We start from the raw sequence: 19629 nt of genomic DNA, 5'->3' as shown, positions 1-19629 counted from the left end.
TGTTCTCGTCGTACCTGATCGCCATCGCGCCATCCTTCCCTCAAAGGAAGGTGCGCATAAAACCCGGGACGGTTCAGAGGACCTCGATCATGTCGCGCACCAGATCCTCGGTCGTCTCCCCATCGTCGACGACCACGATTCGGCGACCCTGCGCCGCCAACACCGCCTGCAAATGCTCAACACCAAAGCCAGCCAAACGGTCCCGATGCTCCACAACGATCACTGTCGCAGACGGGTCCGACAGAATGCGGGCCAACTTCGGGCGTTTCCCATTCAAACCGGACCCAACCTCGCACACCACCTGGCCCACGTCGAGACCTTCGTCCGTGGCCCACCCGGTCAAACGGGCTACCTGCCGATCCAAATCTTGTCACTGATCATCCGACGAGACCCGCGCATACAACACCACCCGCTGCCGACCCTCGGGCTGGGCGACATCCACCAAAATCGTCCCCGACGCCAACCGCCGATACGGCACCGGCATCCGATCCTCACGCACCCACGCCCCGGGCGCCAGCGCGGCCGCCAGTCCACGGCCGTCGGCGACGCCGCCGGCGGCCGCCACCAGCATTTCCGGCGAGCGTTTGTGCGACGAGGTCGACGATGTCGGGCAGGCGACCACGCCGATGTTCGCAGCAGCCGGCTCTGCCGCTGGTCGCGGTATTTCAGTGCCTCGTACATGTAGCTGCCCGGCCCCCGGTGCTCCGGCGGAGTGTCGTTGGTCAGCAGGTGCATCAGCGCGGCATAGTTGTTGGAGTCGTCAATCTTTTGCCACAGCATCGCTTCTCGGCGCCGGTAGCTGCCGTGTGCGACCTGAAAGCAGGCCTGGATGTCGAGTATCCGCATGCCGGCGGGGGCCTTCGACAGCGGCCGGTAGTAGATCTCGTCCCAGGAGCGGATGTAGTCGTCCAGCGGCGCGTAGGGCCAGCCGGTGTCCTCCATCAACAGGCTCAGCGGATGGGTCGCACCGTCGGTGGGGACCGCTGCCAGGTCCACCGCCTGCAACGGGGACCAATCGACCGGCAGCAAGATCTTGCCCGTCGCGTCGTACCGGAGCTTGTCGAGCTCGCGCATCCAGGGCGGAAGGTCGTCCTGCTGGGCGCGACGTACCAGTCGCTCCCGGGCGGGGCGCCGTCGGTAATCGCGGTGATGGTGACGACGGTGTAGGAGGCCCCGGAACCGTGCGCGTGGTTGGTGTACCACAGCAGCCGAGCATCGTCGTCGGTGGCCAGCGTAGGCGTCCAGCCATCCCGATAGGCGGCCTCGAACTCGTCCTGCCGCGCGCCGACCACCCGGTGGGTCTCGTGCAGAAACAGCATGTGGACTCCCAAGATTCAGGCGCATTCGGCGATCAGCGCGGCCAGCTGACGGCGATTGACTTTGCCGGTCGCGCTGTACGGGATGGCCTCGACGATCGCCAACTTCTCGGGCAACTTGAAATACGCGATCAGGTCGCGCAGTGTGATCGCAGCTCGTCCAGCGTCACCGGACCGCGGACCATCACCGCGGCCCCAACCCGGTGGCCCATCTCCTCGTCGGCGATTCCGGCGACGGCGACGTCGGTCACCGCCGGGTGGGAACGCAGCGCCTCCTCCACTTCGATCGGCCCGAACTTCTCTCCCCCGCGATTGGGACCGGTTTGTCGGTATCCCGCTGGGCCCGTTCGGGTTTGGCGAACCTGGGCGCCGTCGCTCGCAACGCCGTCGCGGTCGCCGAGGGTCTGGATGCGGCCGGATTGGCCCGGTTGTTCGACAAGCGGGTGGCGTCGGCGCGGCGCCCAGGCCGCTATTCGGCAAGTGTTCGCATCGAGCCTGCGCTCACTGCGCCACTTGAGTCTGAGGTCGCTCATGGCGTCTGTGGCCGCAGGCTCGATGCCCTGGCCGCAGGCTCGATGCCGTCGCCGCAGGACTCTCAACGGCCCAGTGGGTGTTCGGCGAGCCACCCGCCGGTCAACCGGCCGCGGTTCGGCGCCACCCGGCGGTCAAGACCCGTAACTGCGAAGCAGATCTGGACAGTCGAGTCGAGAATCTGGTTTGCTCCAATCGGAAGTCGTATTCACCCGGCAGGAGTTCGCGCATGGCCCGACTTGACGTGCCGGACGGTCCCGGCGGCGAAGCCGCGATGATCTGGACGCTGCGGCCCGAGCTCGGTGGCATGGTCGAGCGGATGATCCGCGGCGCATACCAGCAGAGCATCGTGCCGGCCGACGAGCGCGAACTGGCCAGGATGCGCATCGCGCAAATCAACGACTGCGTCGCGTGCTCGGGCTTTCGTGCGCCGTCGCTGCTGGACGCCGGCCCGAAAGCCCCGCCACCTGAGCTCTACGACCACGTCGCCGACTACGCCGGCTACCCCAGCTACACGCCGCGCCAACGCCTTGCCATCGAGTTCGCCGAGCGCTTCGCCACCGACCACGCGTCGCTGGACGAGGCATTCTTCGGGCGGCTGCGGGCGCTGTTCTCCGATGCGGAAATCCTCGATCTGACGCTGTGCGTCGCGGTGTTTCTGGGCCTGGGGCGTTCGCTGACGGTGCTCGGGGTCGACCAGTCCTGCGCGATAGACATCTAGGAGACAAATGGACTTCACGTGGACCTAGCCTCGGTCGACGAGCTGCTCACCACCACGCGGTCGGTGCGCCACCGCCTCGATCTGAACCGGCCGGTGGGCCGTAAGGTGATTCTCGAGTGCCTGCGGCTGGCCACCCAAGCGCCCACGGCCAGCAATGCCCAGGATTGGCGCTGGCTGGTGATCACCGACACCGACAAGCGGGCCGCGATAGCCGATATCTACCGCAGCGTCGGCGCCGAGTATCTCGCTCGGGCCGCGGCCACCGCGTCCGATCCGCAGACCCAGCGGGTGTATCGCAGCGCGCTCGGCCTGACCGAGACGCTGGCCCGCGTTCCGGTGCATGTCATTCCCTGCCTGCAGCGGCGCATCGACGAAAGTAACCGGCTGGTCGCCGCGTCGGCCTGGGCGTCGATCATCCCGGCCGGCTGGAGCTTCCTGCTAGCGCTGCGTTCCCGCGGATTGGGATCGGTGTGGACGACGATGCATCTGGCAAAGGAGAAAGAGGTGGCCGAGGTGCTCGGTATCCCGGACACGGTCACCCAGGCCGCCCTGTTCCCGGTGGCCTACACCATCGGCACCGACTTCCGTCCCGCCGCACGGCCGCCCGTGGAGACCATCACATATTGGGATACCTGGGAACAGGCTGTTGGAGAAAGCTGATGCAGTCCTTCACCGTGCGATTTCATGTCGACGCGCCCCCGAGCAAGGTGTGGCGGGTGCTGCATCCGCCCGCCCCGCCGAATTCTCCGCGGCCGCAGGTGCTCAGGTGGCCGACGGGCAGCATGGAGATTTTGCACGAGGGAGACCAGGCCGGCGAAGGTCTGGTCCGCACCTGCATTTTCGAGGTTCCCAAATACCTGCTGTCCGGTGGCAAAGGGCGGTCGTTCGAGACCGTCACGGAGGCAAAGCTCAATAAGTTGTCGCGGTATGTGGCGGTCGGCGCGCCCCTGTGGTCGCGCGCCGAGGGCTATCACCAACTCGACGAGCAGTCCGACGGCAGCACCGTGCTGACCTTCCATGAGACCTATCACACCTACAACCCGGTGTTGCGCTTCTTCCTCGAACGCCCGGTGCATGCCCGGATTTCTCGTGACAACCTCAAGACGTACGAGCATGCGCTGGGCTACGCCGGCACGGTGCGGCGGCTGGACTGAACGGCTGCGCGCCGGCGTTTCTTGCATACCCATCGGGCCCCACCGGGCCTCGGGCTCACACGAACGCGGTGATTACCGCCAAAACGGCGATGCACCACGCCAGCGCGGCAATCAGCACGCACAATGACCCAACCGCGGCTAGCCGGTCACTGCGGTTCGCGTTTTCGTCCAGGGTGACGGCGAAACTAGTGGGCATTCGCCGGAATACGTCCGGCCATGCCACCCGCGAGGCGGCCCGCTTGACACCGGTGGGGTCGTCTTCGGTGCGGCGGCGCGGTGCCACCGCGGTGCCGTTGGTGACGAGCACAAAGCCCACGACGAACGATGCGACACCCACCACGACGAGCAGCACGGCAAGCCACAGCATGATGTCCTCCTTCACTGCCGGTCCGTTACCTGTGCTGTTGACTCCAGTTGCGTTGCGACCCAACGTAGTAGTGGGTACCCCGGCCCCCGCTTGGGGAAACGACGGTCGCCGTCCTCGCCGGCCGGTGTTGCGCGCGTTCTGGAACTCGTTGGCGCACAATGCACTTGCCGAGCATGTCCGGACCGGGCCGGTGCCGGTCAAAGGGTCGGCACGGCCGCGAAGTCGATGCGCCTGTTCAGCGACGCCGGTCCCCACGCCGGCGATTCGGAGCTTGTCGGCGGTTCGAAATTGGCTGCCCGCCCCGGTAGGCTGCTGAGCTATGAGTTCGAAGGCGCCGGCCGCTCGATTTCTCGCAGTGGGGATGATGCTCGCGGGCTGGGCCGGGTCCGCAGGTGTGGCGGCCGCCGACCCGCAACCGGCACCGCCGCCCGCACCCAAGACGACCATCGATCACGACGGCACCTACACGGTGGGCACCGATATCGCGCCGGGCACCTACAGCTCTGCCGGACCCGTCGGTACCGGCACCTGCTATTGGAAGCGGTTAGGCAATCCCGACGGCGCCCTGCTCGACAATGCGCTGAGCAAAAAGCCGCAGATAGTGCAGATCCAGGCGACCGACAAGGCATTCAGGACATCCGGCTGCCAGCCCTGGCAGATCACCGGCGAGGGCAACGCGCCAGCCGAAGTACCCGGACCTGCCGCAGGCGCCCAACTGCAAACCGATCTGGCGATCCTCAACGGGCTGCTCGGCCCGACCGGCGAACGGGTGCCCCAGTCCTGACGGCCGGGTGACACTGCTGTGGCTGACCGTGTGCAACAGGTCGTCGTCATCGGTGCCGGCGTCAGCGGATTGACCTCAGCGCTGTGCCTGGCCGAGGCGGGCTGGCAGGTGCGGGTCTGGACCGCCGCGATGCCCCAGGACACGACCTCGGCGGTGGCGGGTGCCGTGTGGAGCCCGGTGTTCACCGAACCTGTCGCCAAGACGCTGGCGTGGGCGGCGGAATCGCTGCGCGTGTTCGCCGAACTCGCCAAGAACCCCGCCACCGGAGTTCGCATGGCACCGGCGCTGACCGTCGGTGACGTACCCGTGGGCGCGGCACTGCCGCCGCAGGTCGCGTTGATCCCCGAGCTGCGGGCGGCCGATCCGGCCGAAATACCCGGGGGATTCCCGACGGGGTTTCGCTCCACGCTGCCCATGATCGACATGCCCCACTACCTCGACTACCTGAGCAAGCGGTTGGCCGCGGCCGGCTGCGGGATCGAGATCCATCCGGTGCGGTCGCTGGCCGAGGCCGCCGACGCCGCACCGATCGTGGTGAACTGCGCCGGTCTCGGCGCCGCAGTGCTGGCCGGCGACGACACATTGCGGCCGCTGTTCGGCCAGCACGTCGTCATGACCAATCCCGGTCTGCAGCAGATATTTCTGGAACGCAACGACGCCCCGGAATGGGTCTGCTACTTCCCCCACCCGCAGCGTGTGGTCTGCGGTGGCATCAGTATCGCCGACCGCTGGGACACGACCGCGGACCCCGCGGTGACCGAACGGATCCTGCAGCGCTGCCGGCGGATCGAGCCGCGGCTTGGCCAGGCCGCCGTGATCGAGACGATCACCGGCCTGCGTCCCGACCGCCCGTCGGTGCGGGTGGAATCCGAGCCGCTCGGCCGGACGCGGTGTATCCACAACTACGGTCACAGCGCCAACGGTGTAACGCTGTCGTGGGGATGCGCGCGGGACGTGGCGCGCCTCGTCGGCGCGCAATGAGCCTCAGGCCGGCGGCGCCAGCGCGTTCTCCACCGACGAGTACATCGGCAGCAGGCGCCCTAGTCCGCAGGCGGCGATGGTGCGGGCCACGATCGGCTGGTTGGTGACCAGCCGCAGGTTCACGCCGCGACGGCGGCACCGCACCGATTCCTGGGCCAGCACGGCATACGCGCACGACCCCATGAATTCGAGGTCTCTGACGTCGATGACGAACGGGCCCGGCGCGATGGCGATGGCGGCGCTGCGCGTCACCAACCGCTGCCAGAGCGTCTCGTTACTGGCATCGATGTCACCACCGACGTGGACCACCACCGCGGAGCCGGTAGATTCGGTGACCGCCCGTAGACCGCTTTGCGCGTCACCTAATTGCAAACTCAGCCGCGTGCTCGCGGGACCGGAGGATGCTCCGAGCGCGACAGTGTCCATCTTGTGCAACGTCCCGTCCGTCGTGTGGTGGTAAGTGCTGCCGTCCTGGCTGGCGGGAAGGCGCGCGGTGATCGTCCTGGCCAGAAGTGCCCTGTTTTCACAGTGGTAGTAAGCATATGTGTAACAGATACTGAAAAAGAAGGATGTCTAAAACCAAATTTTGCGTAATTCACGACGGCGGGCATGTTCTTGGCTGTGCGCCGTCACCGGGCGCGGCGACATCACTCCTACCTGAGCAAAGCTTGCTACTGCTAATAGAAACCGGCCAATAACGCGGTGAGCATCGATTACACGCTGCGCCACCACATTGTCACCATCACAATCAACCGCCCCGAGGCGCGCAACTCTCTCGACATGGCGCATTTCCGCGACCTCGCTCACGCGTGGGCCGCCTTTCGCGATGACGCCAATGCCTGGGTCGCCGCCGTCACCGGCGTTGGGCACGACTTCTGCACCGGAGCCGACCTCAAGAAGTTCATCCCCGAGCTGACCGGTGATCTCCCCCGGCCCGCAGGGTGGAACAAGGACGACGCCATCCATGCCGTGTTGCATCGGTTCCCCGCTCTACAAGCCGGTCGTCGCCGCGGTGAACGGCACGTGTGTCGCGGGTGGCTTCGAAATGCTGGGCCTGACCGACATCCGGGTGGCCGTACCGAGGCGAGATTCGCGGTGATGGAGCCCAAACGCGGACTCTTCGCGGCGGCAGCACCGTGCGACTGGCCGCGCCAGATTCCCTACGCGTTAGCGTTTGCCATGGAGCTGCTGCTGACCGCCGACCTGGTGGATGCACAGCGCGCTCGCCATGGGGCTGGTCAACCGACCGCCGCGATGGCAGGCGCGCTGACCGGTCAGCTATTGCGGCTGCGCGCGGCGCGGCGGGTCAGCAGCGACAATATCCAGCTCACGATCGACAGCAGGATCGCGGCCCAGATGGCGCTCCACCAGAAATGGTCGATCTGCAGACCCCAGTGGGTCGTGTCCTTGGTGATCTGGGCGGTGATCCACAGCATGAACGCGTTGATCACGATGTGAAAAAGGCCGAGGGTGAGGATGTACAGCGGGATCGACAGGAATTGCACGATCGGCTTGATGATCGCATTAACCAATCCGAAGATCACCGCGACGACGAAGATGATGCCGATCCGCTGCACCGTCGTATCACCGCCGACAAAGCGCACCCCCGGGACGCACAGGGTGACCATCCACAACGCAAAACCTGTCAACGCCGCACGCACCAGAAAAGGGCCCATGCGCCGATCCTGCCATTAATTCAGCGCGTAGAAGCGCTGGGCGTTGCGGCCGCCGATCTTTTCCCGCGACTCTTCGCTGATGTCGGACCGGGTGCGCAGATGCTTTGTGCTCTCCGGCCATTCGCCGTCCCAGTGCGGGTAGTCGCTGGCGAACATGATGAAGTCGTCGCCGAGTACATCGATCACACCCGCCAGAATCGGCTCCTCCGGCTCACAGGTCACCCAGATGTTGCCGGCCCGCATGTAGTCGTGGGGGTCGTGGCGCCAGCCGCCCTCAATCCAGTTGCCGCGCTTCTCGTAATGCTCGTGCAGGCGATCGATGAAGAACGGAACCCAGCCGGCGCCCGCCTCGAGGAAGGCCACCCGCAGTTGGGAATGGCGTTCGAAGACGCCGCCGGAAACCAGCGCCGTCATCGCCGTCATCTGGTCGAAGGGAAAGCTGATGCAGTGCACCTGGATGTAGTTGGTGAAGCGGTCCACGCCGATCTTGGGCAAGTGGATGCCCGGAGCGCCATGGATGCCGAGCGGCATCTCCAGCTCAACGGCGGCGGCGTAGAACGGGTCGAGGTCAGGATGGTCGAGGTTGCGCGTCTTGAGTGCCGGCGGGACCAGGGTGGCGACCAGCTCGAGGTCTTTGGCTTCGGCCATGATGTCGATGGCCACCTGCCCGTGTTCGATCGGGGTAACGGCGACGCCGCGTAGCCGGCCGTTGGACGGCGCGCAGAAATCCGCGACCCACCGGTTGTACAGACGCGCGAAACCCGCTGCGAAGTCCGGGTTCTCCAGACTGGGCACGCAGAGCCCGAGGCTGGGATACAGCACCATGGTGTCGAGGTGATCGCGGTCGGCGTCACCAAGCACACCCTCGGTGGTCGCGGTGTGGATATCGGCTGCCTTGGTGATCCCGTGTTGCGGCGGGCAACCGGCGCCGGGCCCCTGGTCCTCCGGGTAATTGCGGCCTTCGATCCGCAGCCCGGGCCGCCCGTCACTGCTGGGTTGCACGTATTCCGGCCAGCGTTTGAGTGCTTCGATGGCCAGCGACGGGTTTTCGGCGACGTGTCCGTCGGCATCGATGATTCGCATGCACTCCGAAGCTACTCGCGTGCTGGGCATACCCCAAGGTTCGCGGCATCGTCCGCGTGCTGCACGATGCTGGCGTGAAGACACCGTGGCTGACCGTCGACCAGCGCAATTCGTTCATTGCGGCGTTCCTGGGCTGGACGATGGACGCCTTCGACTACTTCATCGTGGTGCTGGTCTATGCCGACATCGCAAAAACCTTCCACCACACCAAGACTGAGGTCGCATTCGTCACGACGGCCACCCTGGCGATGCGCCCGGTGGGCGCGCTGCTGTTCGGGCTGTGGGCCGATCGCGTCGGCCGGCGCATTCCGCTCATGGTCGACGTGATGTTGTATTCGGTGGTCGGATTCCTGTGCGCCTTCGCACCGAATTTCACCGTGCTGGTGATCCTGCGCCTGTTGTACGGCATCGGAATGGGCGGCGAGTGGGGGCTGGGCGCCGCGCTGGCCATGGAGAAGGTTCCGGTCGGTCGGCGCGGGTTCTTCTCGGGGCTGCTGCAGGAGGGCTACGCGTTCGGCTACCTGCTGGCCACCCTGGCCTGCCTGCTGGTGGTGAACTGGCTGGGTCTGTCGTGGCGGTGGCTGTTCGGTCTTTCCATCATCCCGGCGCTGATCAGCCTGATCATTCGCTACCGGGTGAAGGAATCCGAGGTGTGGGAAGCCGCGCAGGACCGGATGCGGCTCACCAAGACCCGAATCCGCGACGTGCTGCGCAGCGCCGCGATCATCCGCCGGTTCTTTTACCTGATGTTGCTGATGACCGCGTTCAACTGGATGAGCCACGGCACCCAGGACGTCTACCCCACCTTCTTGACCGCGACCACCGACCAAGGAGCCGGGCTGTCCACCGTGACCGCCCGTTGGATCGCGGTGGTCTACAACATCGGCGCCATCATCGGCGGGCTGGTCTTCGGCACGCTGTCGCAGCGCTTCAGCCGCCGCTACACGATCGTTTTCTGCGCGGTACTGGGGTTGCCGATCGTGCCGCTATTCGCCTACTCGCGCACCGCGGCGATGCTGTGCCTGGGTTCGTTTCTGATGCAGCTGTGTGTGCAGGGGGCCTGGGGAGTGATTCCCGCTCACCTGACCGAGATGTCGCCGGACGCCATTCGTGGTCTGTATCCCGGTGTGACCTACCAGCTCGGCAACCTGCTGGCAGCACTGAACCTGCCCATTCAAGAACACCTGGCCGCATCGCACGGGTATCCCTTTGCGCTGGCGGCGACGATTGTACCGGTGCTGACGATGGTCGCGATCCTGGCCATGATCGGCAAGGACGCTACCGGCGTCCGCTTCGGCAGCGCCGAAACTGCCGTTATGCCAGCGCAAGTCACCTAATCCGCCCCCGCAAGGTGCGCCGCAGCAGGTGCATGGCCACTGTCGTCGAGCGCTCGCGGATGTCGGACCGGTTGCCGGGGAGCCGCAGCGTGTGGGTGACCGTGCGGCCATCGGCGAGCAGCACCGTGAAGCACACCGTTCCCACCGGCTTGTCCGCCGTTGCACCGCCCGGTCCGGCGACCCCGGTGATCGCGACGGCGGTGTCGGCGCCGAAGCGTTGCAGCGCACCCGCCGCCATCGCCTCGGCCACCGGTTCCGACACCGCGCCATGCGTCTGGATCAGGGCCGGGTCGACGCCCAGTAGGTCGGTTTTGGCGTCGTTGGAGTAGGCGACGACGCCGCCGGCCACGTAGTCCGACGAACCGGGATGATCGGTCAGCCGTGCCGCGAGCAGCCCGGCGGTGCAGGATTCCGCGGTGGCTATCCGCCGGCCGGTCAGCAATTGGGCGACCACATCGTCTACTGGCGAACCGTCTTCGGAGTAGAGCTGTTCGCCGTGCTTGTTTCGAAGCAGCTGGGTCAGCTGCGCGTAGACGTCCGCGTCGGGTGGCTCGTATCGGGTGACCATTTCGATCTCGCCGCGCCGCAGGCAGGTGGTGATCTCGAGCCGGTCATAACCGGGGATGGACATTTGGGCGGCACGCAGGGTCTCGGCCAGACCGGACTCGGCCAGGCCGAACATGCGGATGGTGTCCTGCCGGTAGACGGTTCGGCCGGCGATCGCCTCTTGCGCCGCGGACGTCTGAATTGCTGTGCGCCACATCGGCTGTAGCTCGCGCGGTGGTCCCGGGAGCACGATCACCGCCGGCTTTCCGGGCACCACGACACCCGGTGCGGTGCCCACCGGATCGAGCACTTGCGCGCCGGCCGGCACCATGGCCTGCTTGCGGTTGGCTGCCCGGACGGCTTCGAAGTCGCCCGGGTTGAAGTGGGCCATCAGCTTCTTGAGGATGTTGGCGATGGTGTTCTCGACCTCGGTGTCCAATACCAGCTCGCGGCCGCAGAACCGGGCCACCACTTCGACCGTCATGTCGTCGGCCGTCGGCCCCAGACCGCCGCTGGTGACGATCAGGTCCACCCCTTGGTCGGCCAGGAAGCGCAGTTGCGCCTCGATGTCGGCGGGGCGGTCACCGCAGATGGTGATGTGGGCCAGCTCGACCCCCAGCTCCAGCAGCCGATCGGCGATCCAAGGCCCGTTTCGGTCTTGAACCCGCCCGGTCAGGACTTCGGTACCGGTGATCACGATGCCCGCGCGTGCGCTCACCGGGGCGAGCCTACGTACCAGGTTGGCCCGGCTGACCGGGTTGGCCTGGTTCCCCGGGTTGGCCTGGTTGCCCGCCCGCGCCGGGGGCGCCACCGGGGCCGCCCGCCCCGCCCTTACCGGGCTGACCGCCGGGGCCTGGTGCTCCGCCCATGCCGCCGTCACCGCCTCGACCGCCTTGGCCACCCGGCCCGCCATGGCCACCCGGCCCGCCGGCACCGCCCTGGCCACCTTGTCCGCCTCGACCTCCGGCGCCACCTCTACCCCCGGCCCCGCCGGCACCGCCTTGGCCACCTGCCCCGCCCGGACCGCCGGGCTGGCCTGGTTCACCGGGCTGGCCGGGTTCACCGGGCTGGCCGGGTGAACCCGCCGAGGGCGTGTCGGCGTTCATGCCCGTAGGGCCGGTGCTGAGGTAGGACAAAGAGCCATGTGTCTGCCTTCCTGCGAGGCGCCTGGTTTGTGCGCTCGAGTCAAACTACCCGACCTGTCCGACGATCCGCGATGATTTGTGGGCAGCTGCGGCCGTTCTCAGACGGGCTCGTCCGGTTGATCATCGTGAGCCATCGACGCAGCTGGTGCCCGCCGCCGTTGGCGACGGCGCGGCGCGCTCGTGCCCAGCAACAGCGACCGGACTCAGCCGTTTGTACCAGGGGTGCCGGTCGTGCCGTTTGGGCTGCCACCCTGGGTGTAGCTACCAACGTCACCTCAAAAGCGGAAGCGGCCATTGCCGTCGGTGCTGCCGTCGCCGCCGTTGCCGGCATTGCCACCGTTGTCACCGTGACCGCTGTTGCCGTGCGAACCGCCATCGCCTGCCGCTGCCGCCGACAGCGTGCGGTGCAGATTGTGATGCTTCGGACCGGCGACCCGACAACGTTGCCGACGCGGCCGCTCCGAGTGGCCGAGCCGATAAACATTGTGTTCGTTGGCTAGATACCGCTGCCGCGATCGCCTCCTGTTCGCCGGCGACGCTCTTGGCACTCGGGGGTGAGTGCCAGCGCTCGCCGCGCGAGAATGTGTGAATGATCGACATAGAGGTCCTTCAGGCCGACGTGACCAAGCTCGAACTCGACGCGATCACCAATGCGGCCAACACCCAACTTCGCCACGCCGGTGGCGTCGCTGCGGCCATAGCGCGCGCCGGCGGCCCGCAAGTGCAGCGCGAATCAACCGAGAAGGCGCCCATCGGGCTCGGCGAAGCGGTCGAAACCACTGCGGGCGTGATGCCGGCGCGCTACGTCATCCACGCCGCGACAATGGAACTCGGCGGCCCCACCTCAGCGGAGATCATCAGCCGCGCCACCGCTTCGACCCTGCGCAAGGCCGACGAGCTGGGCTGCCGCTCGCTGGCCCTGGTCGCATTCGGCACCGGTGTCGGCGGATTCCCGGTCGAGGAGGCGGCACGATTGATGGTCGACGCGGTTCGTCGGCACCAAGCGGCTTCCCTCGAGCGCGTTGTGTTCGCGGTCCACGGCGACGCGGCCCAGCGGGCATTCGCCACGGCCGTGCAGACTCAAGGTGACAGATAGCGCTCCACGGACGCGACTTTTCGGGTCATCGCGTCTACCGCCCCCTGACGCCAGTCCGCTTTGATCACCGTGCTCACCCGAGGCGCACGAGCGGCCACGGCCTCCACCGCGCGCTGCACCACCGCCATCACCTCTTCCCAGGTATCGCCCTCGATCACGGTGAACATCGAATCCGTCTTGTTGGGCAGGCCGGAATCGCGGACCACCCGAACCGCTTCGGCGACAATCTCGCCGACCCCCTCGCCCACGCCCAGTGGCGTGACGGAAAACGCGACCAGCACCGACATACGACAAGACTACCCAGTGCGTTCGCGCTCAAAGCCGTCCTGGCAGCATCGAATCCATGCGGGTTCTGGTCCAACGGGTCTCATCGGCAGCGGTGGTAGTCGACGGCAAGGTCGTCGGCGCCATCCGGCCCGAGCGACAGGGTCTCTTGGCATTCGTCGGCGTCACCCACACCGACGATTCCGACAAGGCGCGGCGGCTCGCCGAAAAGCTTTGGAACTTACGGATTCTCACCGACGAGAAGTCCGCTTGCGACGTCGACGCACCGATCTTGGTGGTCAGCCAGTTCACCCTTTATGCGGACACGGCAAAGGGCCGGCGGCCCTCGTGGAACGGCGCCGCACCGGCGGGTGTGGCCGAGCCGCTGGTAACGGCGTTCGCCGAAGCGTTGCGAGGCCTTGGTGCGCACGTGCAATCCGGAGTCTTCGGTGCGCACATGGATGTGGACCTTGTGAACGACGGCCCCGTGACGGTAATGCTGGAGCTTTGACACGAGAGGACCGGCCCGTGACACGACCTGAATTCGGATCGCTTCGTTCGGACGACGATCACTGGGACATCGTCAGCAGCGTGGGCTACACCGCCCTGCTGGTCGCGGGATGGCGCGCGCTGCACGCCGTCGGCCCACACCCGTTGGTCGACGACGAATATGCCAAACACTTCGTCGGCGCGTCTGGGGACCCGTATTTGACCGAGCTGCTTGCCAACCCGGGAACCTCCGACGACCAGACAGCGTTCCCCCGGCTCTATGGCGTGCAGACCCGGTTCTTTGATGACTTCTTCGGGTCGGCTGCCGAGGCGGGAATTCGGCAGGCGGTGATCGTCGCGGCCGGTCTGGATTCACGCGCCTACCGGCTTGACTGGCCTTCGCAAACAGCGGTTTTCGAGATCGATCTGCCGAAAGTCCTGGAATTCAAAGCACGCGTCTTGGCCCAGCAAGGCGCCGTGCCCAAAGCCCACCGCAGCGAGATAGCCGCCGACCTGCGCACCGACTGGCCGACTCCGCTGAAAGCGGCCGGCTTCGATCCGCGACAACCCGCCGCCTGGTCGTTGGAAGGCCTGTTGATGTATCTGACCGCCGAAGCCCAAGACGCGCTCTTCGCAAGGATCGACCAACTGTCGGCACCCAGCAGTCGAATTGCCGTGGGCGCCTTGGGCACCCGCCTGGACCACCAGCAGCTCGCCGCTCTGGAAGCGACCCATCCAGGGGTCAATCTGTCTGGCGACGTGGACTTCTCGGCTCTCAGCTATGACGACAAAACCGACCCGGCGCAATGGCTGGCCAACAGCGGGTGGGTCGTCGAACCGGTCCGCAACACCCTCGCGTTGCAGGCCGGCTACGGAATGACGCCCCCGGAGGTGGACGTGCAGATCGACAGTTTCATGCATTCCCAGTACATCACGGCGACTAAGGGGTGAGCAGAACCTTCACGTCGTCGCCCGTCCGCGACCCCGCTATCGCGTAGCCCTTGGCCGCCTCGGCCAACGGCAGCGTGGTCGTGAAGATGCCGTCGACATCAAGGCGTCCCGACCGGAGCAGCGGGATCAACTCCGCCCAGGTGCGCTGCACCGGCGCAATCGTCAGTCGAAGCGTGATGCTGCGCAACAGGCAAGTCAGGGCCGGAAGCGGAAACGGCTGCAGATCATGCACCCCGACAACGGAGACGGTGCCGCCGGGCCGCACTGCGGTCAGCGCGTCGGTGATGGACGCATCGGTGCCGACGGCGTCGATCACCGCGTCCGCGCCACGACCACCGGTTGCGGCCAATATAGCGTCGGCCGCCGGTGAGGCGACGGGTGTGGCACCCCATCCGGCGGCGCGGCGCAGCCGGCCGTCGACGCGGTCTACACCGAAAACCGTTGCCGCGCCTTGGAGGAACGCGGAGCGCACCGCGCACAACCCCACCGCGCCCAGACCTATGACCGCCACCGTTGCGCCGAACGGTATGTCGGCCCGGCGGGCGGCTGCCCAGCCCGTGGCCAGATTGTCGGTAAGCAGCAGCGCCTGCTCGGTGGTGATCCCGTCGGGAACCTTGAGCACCTGGAAGTCGGCGGCGGGTACTGCCAGCAGCTCGGCCTGCGCGCCGCCCAGCGCACCGGAACCGAAAATCTGTGGACCGAAACGGCACATCGCCGGATCGCGGGTGGCACACCCCTCGCAGCCGCCGCAGCCGGCCACCGAGGACACCAGGACCTGGTCGCCAACCGTGACAGACCGCACCTGCGGGCCGGCTTCGACGACGGTGCCGACCGCTTCGTGACCGAGGGCGACCGGCTCGGCCAGTGGATAGTCGCCGTCGTAGAAGTGCAGATCGGAACCGCAGATGCCGGCGGCGCTCACGGCGACGATGACGCCGTCGGGTCCGGTAAGCGCCGGGTCCGGGCGGGTATCGACGCGGATGCTTCCCGGCCCGTCGATGACTACCGTGCGCATGTCGGGGTGCTCACTTTCTTTGTCGCAGAACGAATTGAGACCAATCCGGTTCTCGCACCGCGGCCCAGTACTGGCTCAGGCGCCACGGGCTGACGGTGTGGATTTCGCCGTCAGCGTTCTTGAAGTATGAGTGTTTGACGGCCGGATGTGACCACACCATCTGCTGTATTTCGGCCTGCGTTCGCTGATGCCATTCAGCGGCGGCTCGAGCCGTCGGCTCCATCGAATGCACATCGTCGGCAATCAGGTGTTCCAGGCACAGATTGATGTAGCGCATCTGGAGTTCGGACTGGAAGATCAGGCTACCGCCATGGGCCAGATGAGTGCCCGGCCCGTAGATGAGGAACAGGTTGGGAAACTCCGGCACCGTGATGCCCAGATAGGCATAGGGTCGGCTGCCCCAGCTATGGCGCAGGTCAATCCCGTTGCGGCCGACGATCTTCAGCGGCCACAGCACGTCGGTATGACGAAACCCGGTGGCGTAGATGATGACGTCGACGTCGTATCGCTGACCGTCGTCGGTGACGATGCCGCCGGGTGTGATTCGCCGGATCGGCGTGCGCACCAGTTCGACGTTGTCCCGTCGCAGGGTCCGCAGCCAGCTGCCGTTGTCTTGCAACGTCCGCTTGCCGGTGGCGGGATAGTCGGGCATCACCTTGATCAACAGCTCGTCGTCGTCACCGACCTGGCTGCTGATCCAGTGGCTGAACATCATCCGGGCAGCGGCGTTCATCTCGCTGACGGCATAGTCCTGGTCGGGGTAGTTCGGGTCGGCCCGTGCCGCGTCGAGTCCCTTGTCGGCGCCCGGCCACAGCAGCAGGAATCGATACCACCTGCCATAGAACGGCAGATGCCGCATCGCCCAGCGCACGCCGTCGCCCACTTCATCGTGATACATCGGGTTGGGGAACATCCATTGGGCGGTGCGCTGGAAGACGGTGAGCTGTTCGACGTCGCCGGCGATCGTCGGCGCGATCTGGAAGCCGCTGGCGCCGGCCCCGACCAGCGCGACCCGTTTTCCGGTCAAGTCGACGGAATGGTCCCAGGCCGCGGAGTGAAACGACGGCCCGTCGAAGGTGTCGGCACCATCGAATGACGGGATATACGGTCGGTTCAGCTGACCGACCGCGGTGATGACCGCCCGCGCGGTCACCATGCTGGTGTGGCCGTCGGGCGAGCGCAGCGAAACCCGCCACACACCGTCGTCGTCGTGCCATTCGGCCGCCAGCACCTCGGTGTTCCATCGAACCTGCTCGGCCACACCGTGTTTGTGCATGGCATGGGTGAAATAGGTTTGCAGCTCGCGCTGTTCAGCGAAGAAGTGTGTCCAGTCGTTGTTGGGTTCGAAGCTGTAGCAATAGAAATGGTTTGCCACGTCCACCCGGGCGCCGGGATAGGTGTTCTCCCACCATGTTCCGCCGGGGCCGGCGTTTTTCTCTACGATGGTGAAAGGAATGTTGGCCTGTTTCAATCGGATTCCGGCTAGAATGCCGGATTCGCCGCAGCCGATCACGACGACCGGCAGCTGGGCAGCGCGCTCGGACGCGATGGGGGCGGGCCGGCGCGGGTCGACACCGTCGAGGTCCATCTCTTCCAGGACCAGGGGCAGGTAGTCGTCGGGAACGTGTTCGCAGGCCGCCCAATCCATCATTTCCCGGATCAGCTCGATGCTCAGCGGCTCGGGTTCGGGGCAGCCGCGGTCACGGTACTGCGAGATCACCGCCACGGCTTCGGCGCGGGCGCGGGCCTTGTCCTCCTCGGACATAAACCCCTGGACTTCGTTGAGGAAGAGCCCCATCGGCTTGAAGTCACGAATGAAGCGGGAATCGCCGGTGATGTGCACCAGCGACAGCAACAATGTCGGGATGCTGACGTCCTCGAGCGCGGACGCGATCTCCGGGGTGGGTGTGGTGAAGGGCAGGCCAGCGTACCCGCTGCGCATCGAAGCCGATCCTTTCGTACGATCCAATTACGATACCGAGCGTTTCGTAATTGTCCGGCACTACGCTACCCCGACGCCCGGTGGCCGATCAAGGGAATTCGGTGGCGCCATCTCGCGCTCGACGCAAGCAGTGCTCGCGGCGCGGATAGGACGCGTCGGGCGCGCCAGGGTGCCGCAGCGGCGAGTCCATATTTCGGTTGTCCGCGGGTCACCGGCGGCGCCTGGTTAGCATGCTCCATCCGATTGCGCGACCCGCTGAAATGTCGGGGAAGGTGGGTCAAAAATATCTTGGTCCTGCTGATTGACGAAGACAAAATTGTCGGTGAATGTCATGACGGTCATCGGTGGCTGCCGACCGGGGACACGCGAGAATACCCTCAGCCAAGACTTCGAACAAGGCTAATTCGGATTTCCAGAAATTTGCTAAAGCGGCCCATTCGGACGGATACTATCGACTCTCGGGCTCGATACTGAACACCACGAAGAATTCTGATACAGCGAAACCACCCAGCGATCGGCTACCGGCTCGGCAAGGCCCGAAGGCGGAATTGCATCTGCGGACTGAGGCAACGAATCGACCGCGCGGGCAGTGGCCGTTCGGCGCAACAAATTGCGGGCGCCCCCGGGCACTCGATACGCTGTGCCGCGATGGACGCTGAGTACACCGTGCGCGCGGAACCCGCGAATACCCGGAGTTTCGTGGAATCGTCGTGTGCCGCCGCGTCCGAAAGTCGCGGGCCGATCGGGCGATCCGGGCCGGACGACGCGAGACTGTTGATGCTGCCGCCGAATTTGGCGATTTCGCGGACATCGCTCGGGCCCGTTGGTGGCGCTTATCGGACCAACGAGACGGGGTCCGCGTTGAACGTGCGCCAGGACGGCCATGTTGAGCCACCCGCGGCCGGTCCGGCCCCGGTGGTCGACGCGGTCGAGCGGGCGGCTGAGTTCGGCTGCTATGCCGCAAGTCTGCTCGCCGAGATGGATCGGCTGTTCGGCGAGCCGGATGAGATGTGGACGGCGCAAGGTGCGGTGCGTTGCCGCCCGACAACCGCCGGCCCGGGCAGCGAGGACCGTCAACGACACCGAGACGGCCGGCGCGAAGACGACAAGCCACATGAATTCCGCAATTCAGCCGATGGGCTCGCCGCCGATAGCAACTACTATTTGCCAGGCAGTTTGCCGTCATACGACGAACTGGTGGAATTGACGAGGACGGATCCCGATACGGCCTACTATTGGTCGGGGCTTGATGCGCGGGGGGTGAGCGTCGGCCCGGACGGTTCGAGAATCGCCGAGCGGCTGGCGGGTGCGGCGAACGGCACGACGCTGAAAATGCTGTTGGAACGAAATGGGATGCAGCCAATTCCCGGATGGAATAAATTCGACCCGGAACTGGTCCGGTTTTGGCACGACGCGGCCAGGGCATACGCCGATAACTGCACTGGGACAGTGACCGCAGTCGTGGGATGTGATGTGCGCCCCGACAACATCTGGCAGACGGTCGAAGTCCCCCGGCTGACAGATAATCCGAACGTAACCAAGATCGTCCAGATCGACCCGGACTCCCGCCTGACAACCGTGATATTCGAACGGTATATCGAGGAGTGTTCATGGTGGGACCCGGCGGCAGTTGTCGAACCGGGCCGGATGATCGACTGCGTCGAAACACCATCCGGGCAAGAATGACGGAAAGCTTTGGCACATCTCGCGCAGGCTCGCGTGGCTGAGACGGCGCCGCCGAGAAGGGTCTGGGTGGCTCGCGTTGTGCCGGTGGGGGGCCAGGCAGCGTGACGGTTTTGCTGGTCAACCCTCCTGGGATCCGCGCCAACGGGCGGTCTTATGTCGGCGCGCAAAAACTCTGGGGTCCCTGGGTGTATTCGTCGATGCCGATGGAGCATTTGGGGTTGATGTCGATCAAGGCTTATGCCAGGAGGCGTGGGCTTGAGGTCGTGACGGTCAATGGGTTGGTGGCCGGGCATGAGGGTGTGGAGCAGACGTGGCAGGCGATGCTGGCTGCGGTGGCGGTTTCGGGTGTGCCGCGGTTGGTGGGGTTTTCCTGTATCGACACCTTTGCGGAGGTGTTGTGGTTGGCGCGGCGGGCGCGTCAGCAGTGGGAGGGTGTGCAGATCGCGTTGGGCAATGTGATCGCCACGCTGAACTATGAGCGCATTTTGAGTGAGTATGACTGCTTTGATTTCGTCGTGGTTGGTGATGGGGAGGTGGCGTTTACC

Annotated in this window: 20 protein-coding genes and 4 pseudogenes; 13 read left to right on the top strand and 11 right to left on the bottom strand. The window is 65.9% G+C overall.

Translation table 11 applies throughout. From position 1 onward, the window contains the following. Nucleotides 1-76 precede the first annotated feature (76 nt). The 3 genes and pseudogenes from AWC07_RS28100 to AWC07_RS12145 all read right to left on the bottom strand — a co-directional run. Nucleotides 77-529 (bottom strand): annotated as a pseudogene (locus AWC07_RS28100) (IS607 family transposase); the annotation flags it as partial. Then, nucleotides 503-614: pseudogene (locus AWC07_RS28720) on the bottom strand (nitronate monooxygenase); the annotation flags it as partial. The pseudogenes AWC07_RS28720 and AWC07_RS28100, both read right to left, overlap by 27 nt. 833 nt (nucleotides 615-1447) lie before the next feature. Continuing rightward, nucleotides 1448-1849 carry an AMP-binding enzyme gene (locus AWC07_RS12145; RefSeq protein WP_036409118.1) on the bottom strand — a complete coding sequence of 134 codons (402 nt, stop codon included), beginning with the start codon at nucleotides 1847-1849 and terminating at the stop codon, nucleotides 1448-1450. 227 nt (nucleotides 1850-2076) lie between these two features. On the opposite strand from AWC07_RS12145, the gene AWC07_RS12140 reads away from it, so the two are divergent. The 3 genes from AWC07_RS12140 to AWC07_RS12130 are packed head-to-tail and all read left to right on the top strand — an operon-like array spanning nucleotide 2077 to nucleotide 3722. Further along, nucleotides 2077-2568, top strand: coding sequence for a carboxymuconolactone decarboxylase family protein (locus tag AWC07_RS12140; RefSeq protein WP_051507774.1), 492 nt, complete (start codon nucleotides 2077-2079; stop codon nucleotides 2566-2568). A gap of 18 nt (nucleotides 2569-2586) precedes the next feature. Further along, a complete protein-coding gene (locus AWC07_RS12135) occupies nucleotides 2587-3228 on the top strand; it encodes a nitroreductase family protein (RefSeq protein ID WP_036409120.1) in 642 nt (213 codons plus the stop codon). Beyond that, nucleotides 3228-3722: an SRPBCC family protein gene (locus tag AWC07_RS12130; RefSeq protein ID WP_036409122.1), complete on the top strand. Its 495-nt coding sequence runs from the start codon at nucleotides 3228-3230 to the stop codon at nucleotides 3720-3722. The genes AWC07_RS12135 and AWC07_RS12130 overlap by 1 nt, the downstream gene beginning before the upstream one ends. Nucleotides 3723-3777: 55 nt before the next feature. Here AWC07_RS12130 and AWC07_RS12125 read toward each other — a convergent pair whose 3' ends face one another. Continuing rightward, on the bottom strand, nucleotides 3778-4089 hold the full coding sequence (locus AWC07_RS12125) for a hypothetical protein (RefSeq protein ID WP_139829666.1): 312 nt from the start codon (nucleotides 4087-4089) through the stop codon (nucleotides 3778-3780). A gap of 319 nt (nucleotides 4090-4408) precedes the next feature. Between AWC07_RS12125 and AWC07_RS12120 the strand changes: the two genes are divergently transcribed. Further along, nucleotides 4409-4873: an Rv1352/Rv1906c domain-containing protein gene (locus AWC07_RS12120; protein WP_036409124.1), complete on the top strand. Its 465-nt coding sequence runs from the start codon at nucleotides 4409-4411 to the stop codon at nucleotides 4871-4873. A gap of 18 nt (nucleotides 4874-4891) precedes the next feature. Next, on the top strand, nucleotides 4892-5854 hold the full coding sequence (locus tag AWC07_RS12115) for an FAD-dependent oxidoreductase (RefSeq protein WP_036409126.1): 963 nt from the start codon (nucleotides 4892-4894) through the stop codon (nucleotides 5852-5854). Here the strand turns inward: AWC07_RS12115 and AWC07_RS12110 are convergent. Next, nucleotides 5851-6280: pseudogene (locus AWC07_RS12110) on the bottom strand (anti-sigma factor antagonist); the annotation flags it as partial. The gene AWC07_RS12115 and the pseudogene AWC07_RS12110 sit on opposite strands and share 4 nt — an antisense overlap. 354 nt (nucleotides 6281-6634) lie before the next feature. Between AWC07_RS12110 and AWC07_RS29340 the strand changes: the two are divergent. Continuing rightward, nucleotides 6635-6703: pseudogene (locus AWC07_RS29340) on the top strand (hypothetical protein); the annotation flags it as partial. 425 nt (nucleotides 6704-7128) lie between these two features. On the opposite strand, the gene AWC07_RS12100 reads toward AWC07_RS29340, so the two are convergent. Further along, on the bottom strand, nucleotides 7129-7530 hold the full coding sequence (locus AWC07_RS12100; protein WP_036409129.1) for a phage holin family protein: 402 nt from the start codon (nucleotides 7528-7530) through the stop codon (nucleotides 7129-7131). A 15-nt stretch (nucleotides 7531-7545) separates the two neighbouring features. Beyond that, complete coding sequence (locus AWC07_RS12095; protein WP_036409131.1) at nucleotides 7546-8613, bottom strand: amidohydrolase family protein; 1068 nt, start codon at nucleotides 8611-8613, stop codon at nucleotides 7546-7548. A 74-nt stretch (nucleotides 8614-8687) separates the two neighbouring features. On the opposite strand from AWC07_RS12095, the gene AWC07_RS12090 reads away from it, so the two are divergent. After that, the gene (locus tag AWC07_RS12090) at nucleotides 8688-9950 is read left to right on the top strand and encodes a sialate:H+ symport family MFS transporter (protein ID WP_139829665.1); all 1263 of its coding nucleotides are present in this window, start codon (nucleotides 8688-8690) and stop codon (nucleotides 9948-9950) included. Here AWC07_RS12090 and AWC07_RS12085 read toward each other — a convergent pair. Then, complete coding sequence (locus tag AWC07_RS12085; RefSeq protein WP_036409156.1) at nucleotides 9943-11214, bottom strand: competence/damage-inducible protein A; 1272 nt, start codon at nucleotides 11212-11214, stop codon at nucleotides 9943-9945. The genes AWC07_RS12090 and AWC07_RS12085 overlap by 8 nt on opposite strands. Between AWC07_RS12085 and AWC07_RS27565 the strand changes: the two genes are divergently transcribed. Together AWC07_RS27565 and AWC07_RS12070 are read left to right on the top strand one after the other, a co-directional pair. Beyond that, a complete protein-coding gene (locus AWC07_RS27565) occupies nucleotides 11195-11575 on the top strand; it encodes a hypothetical protein (protein ID WP_167380063.1) in 381 nt (126 codons plus the stop codon). The genes AWC07_RS12085 and AWC07_RS27565 overlap by 20 nt on opposite strands. Before the next feature lie 655 nt (nucleotides 11576-12230). Beyond that, nucleotides 12231-12737 (top strand): macro domain-containing protein, encoded by a 507-nt coding sequence (locus AWC07_RS12070; protein WP_036409135.1) that lies wholly within the window; start codon nucleotides 12231-12233, stop codon nucleotides 12735-12737. On the opposite strand, the gene AWC07_RS12065 is transcribed toward AWC07_RS12070, so the two are convergent. After that, nucleotides 12722-13024, bottom strand: coding sequence for an MTH1187 family thiamine-binding protein (locus AWC07_RS12065; RefSeq protein WP_036409138.1), 303 nt, complete (start codon nucleotides 13022-13024; stop codon nucleotides 12722-12724). The two genes, AWC07_RS12070 and AWC07_RS12065, sit on opposite strands and share 16 nt — an antisense overlap. 56 nt (nucleotides 13025-13080) lie before the next feature. On the opposite strand from AWC07_RS12065, the gene dtd reads away from it, so the two are divergent. Beyond that, complete coding sequence (dtd, locus tag AWC07_RS12060) at nucleotides 13081-13512, top strand: D-aminoacyl-tRNA deacylase (protein ID WP_036409139.1); 432 nt, start codon at nucleotides 13081-13083, stop codon at nucleotides 13510-13512. 17 nt (nucleotides 13513-13529) lie between these two features. Then, complete coding sequence (locus AWC07_RS12055; protein WP_036409142.1) at nucleotides 13530-14441, top strand: class I SAM-dependent methyltransferase; 912 nt, start codon at nucleotides 13530-13532, stop codon at nucleotides 14439-14441. Here AWC07_RS12055 and AWC07_RS12050 read toward each other — a convergent pair. Together AWC07_RS12050 and AWC07_RS12045 are read right to left on the bottom strand one after the other, a co-directional pair. Then, nucleotides 14431-15456 carry an alcohol dehydrogenase catalytic domain-containing protein gene (locus AWC07_RS12050; protein WP_036409144.1) on the bottom strand — a complete coding sequence of 342 codons (1026 nt, stop codon included), beginning with the start codon at nucleotides 15454-15456 and terminating at the stop codon, nucleotides 14431-14433. The genes AWC07_RS12055 and AWC07_RS12050 overlap by 11 nt on opposite strands. Nucleotides 15457-15466: 10 nt before the next feature. Further along, nucleotides 15467-17398 carry a flavin-containing monooxygenase gene (locus AWC07_RS12045; RefSeq protein ID WP_036411963.1) on the bottom strand — a complete coding sequence of 644 codons (1932 nt, stop codon included), beginning with the start codon at nucleotides 17396-17398 and terminating at the stop codon, nucleotides 15467-15469. An 861-nt stretch (nucleotides 17399-18259) separates the two neighbouring features. Between AWC07_RS12045 and AWC07_RS12040 the strand changes: the two genes are divergently transcribed. Both AWC07_RS12040 and AWC07_RS12035 read left to right on the top strand, forming a co-directional pair. Further along, nucleotides 18260-19084, top strand: coding sequence for a hypothetical protein (locus AWC07_RS12040; protein ID WP_139829664.1), 825 nt, complete (start codon nucleotides 18260-18262; stop codon nucleotides 19082-19084). Between the two features lie 101 nt (nucleotides 19085-19185). After that, on the top strand, nucleotides 19186-19629 hold a 444-nt coding region (locus AWC07_RS12035), incomplete at its 3' end, for a cobalamin-dependent protein (protein ID WP_208622407.1).

The organism is Mycobacterium gastri (assembly GCF_002102175.1).
Taxonomy (GTDB): Bacteria; Actinomycetota; Actinomycetes; order Mycobacteriales; family Mycobacteriaceae; genus Mycobacterium; species Mycobacterium gastri.
This window is presented reverse-complemented; position numbering and strand designations above follow the sequence as displayed.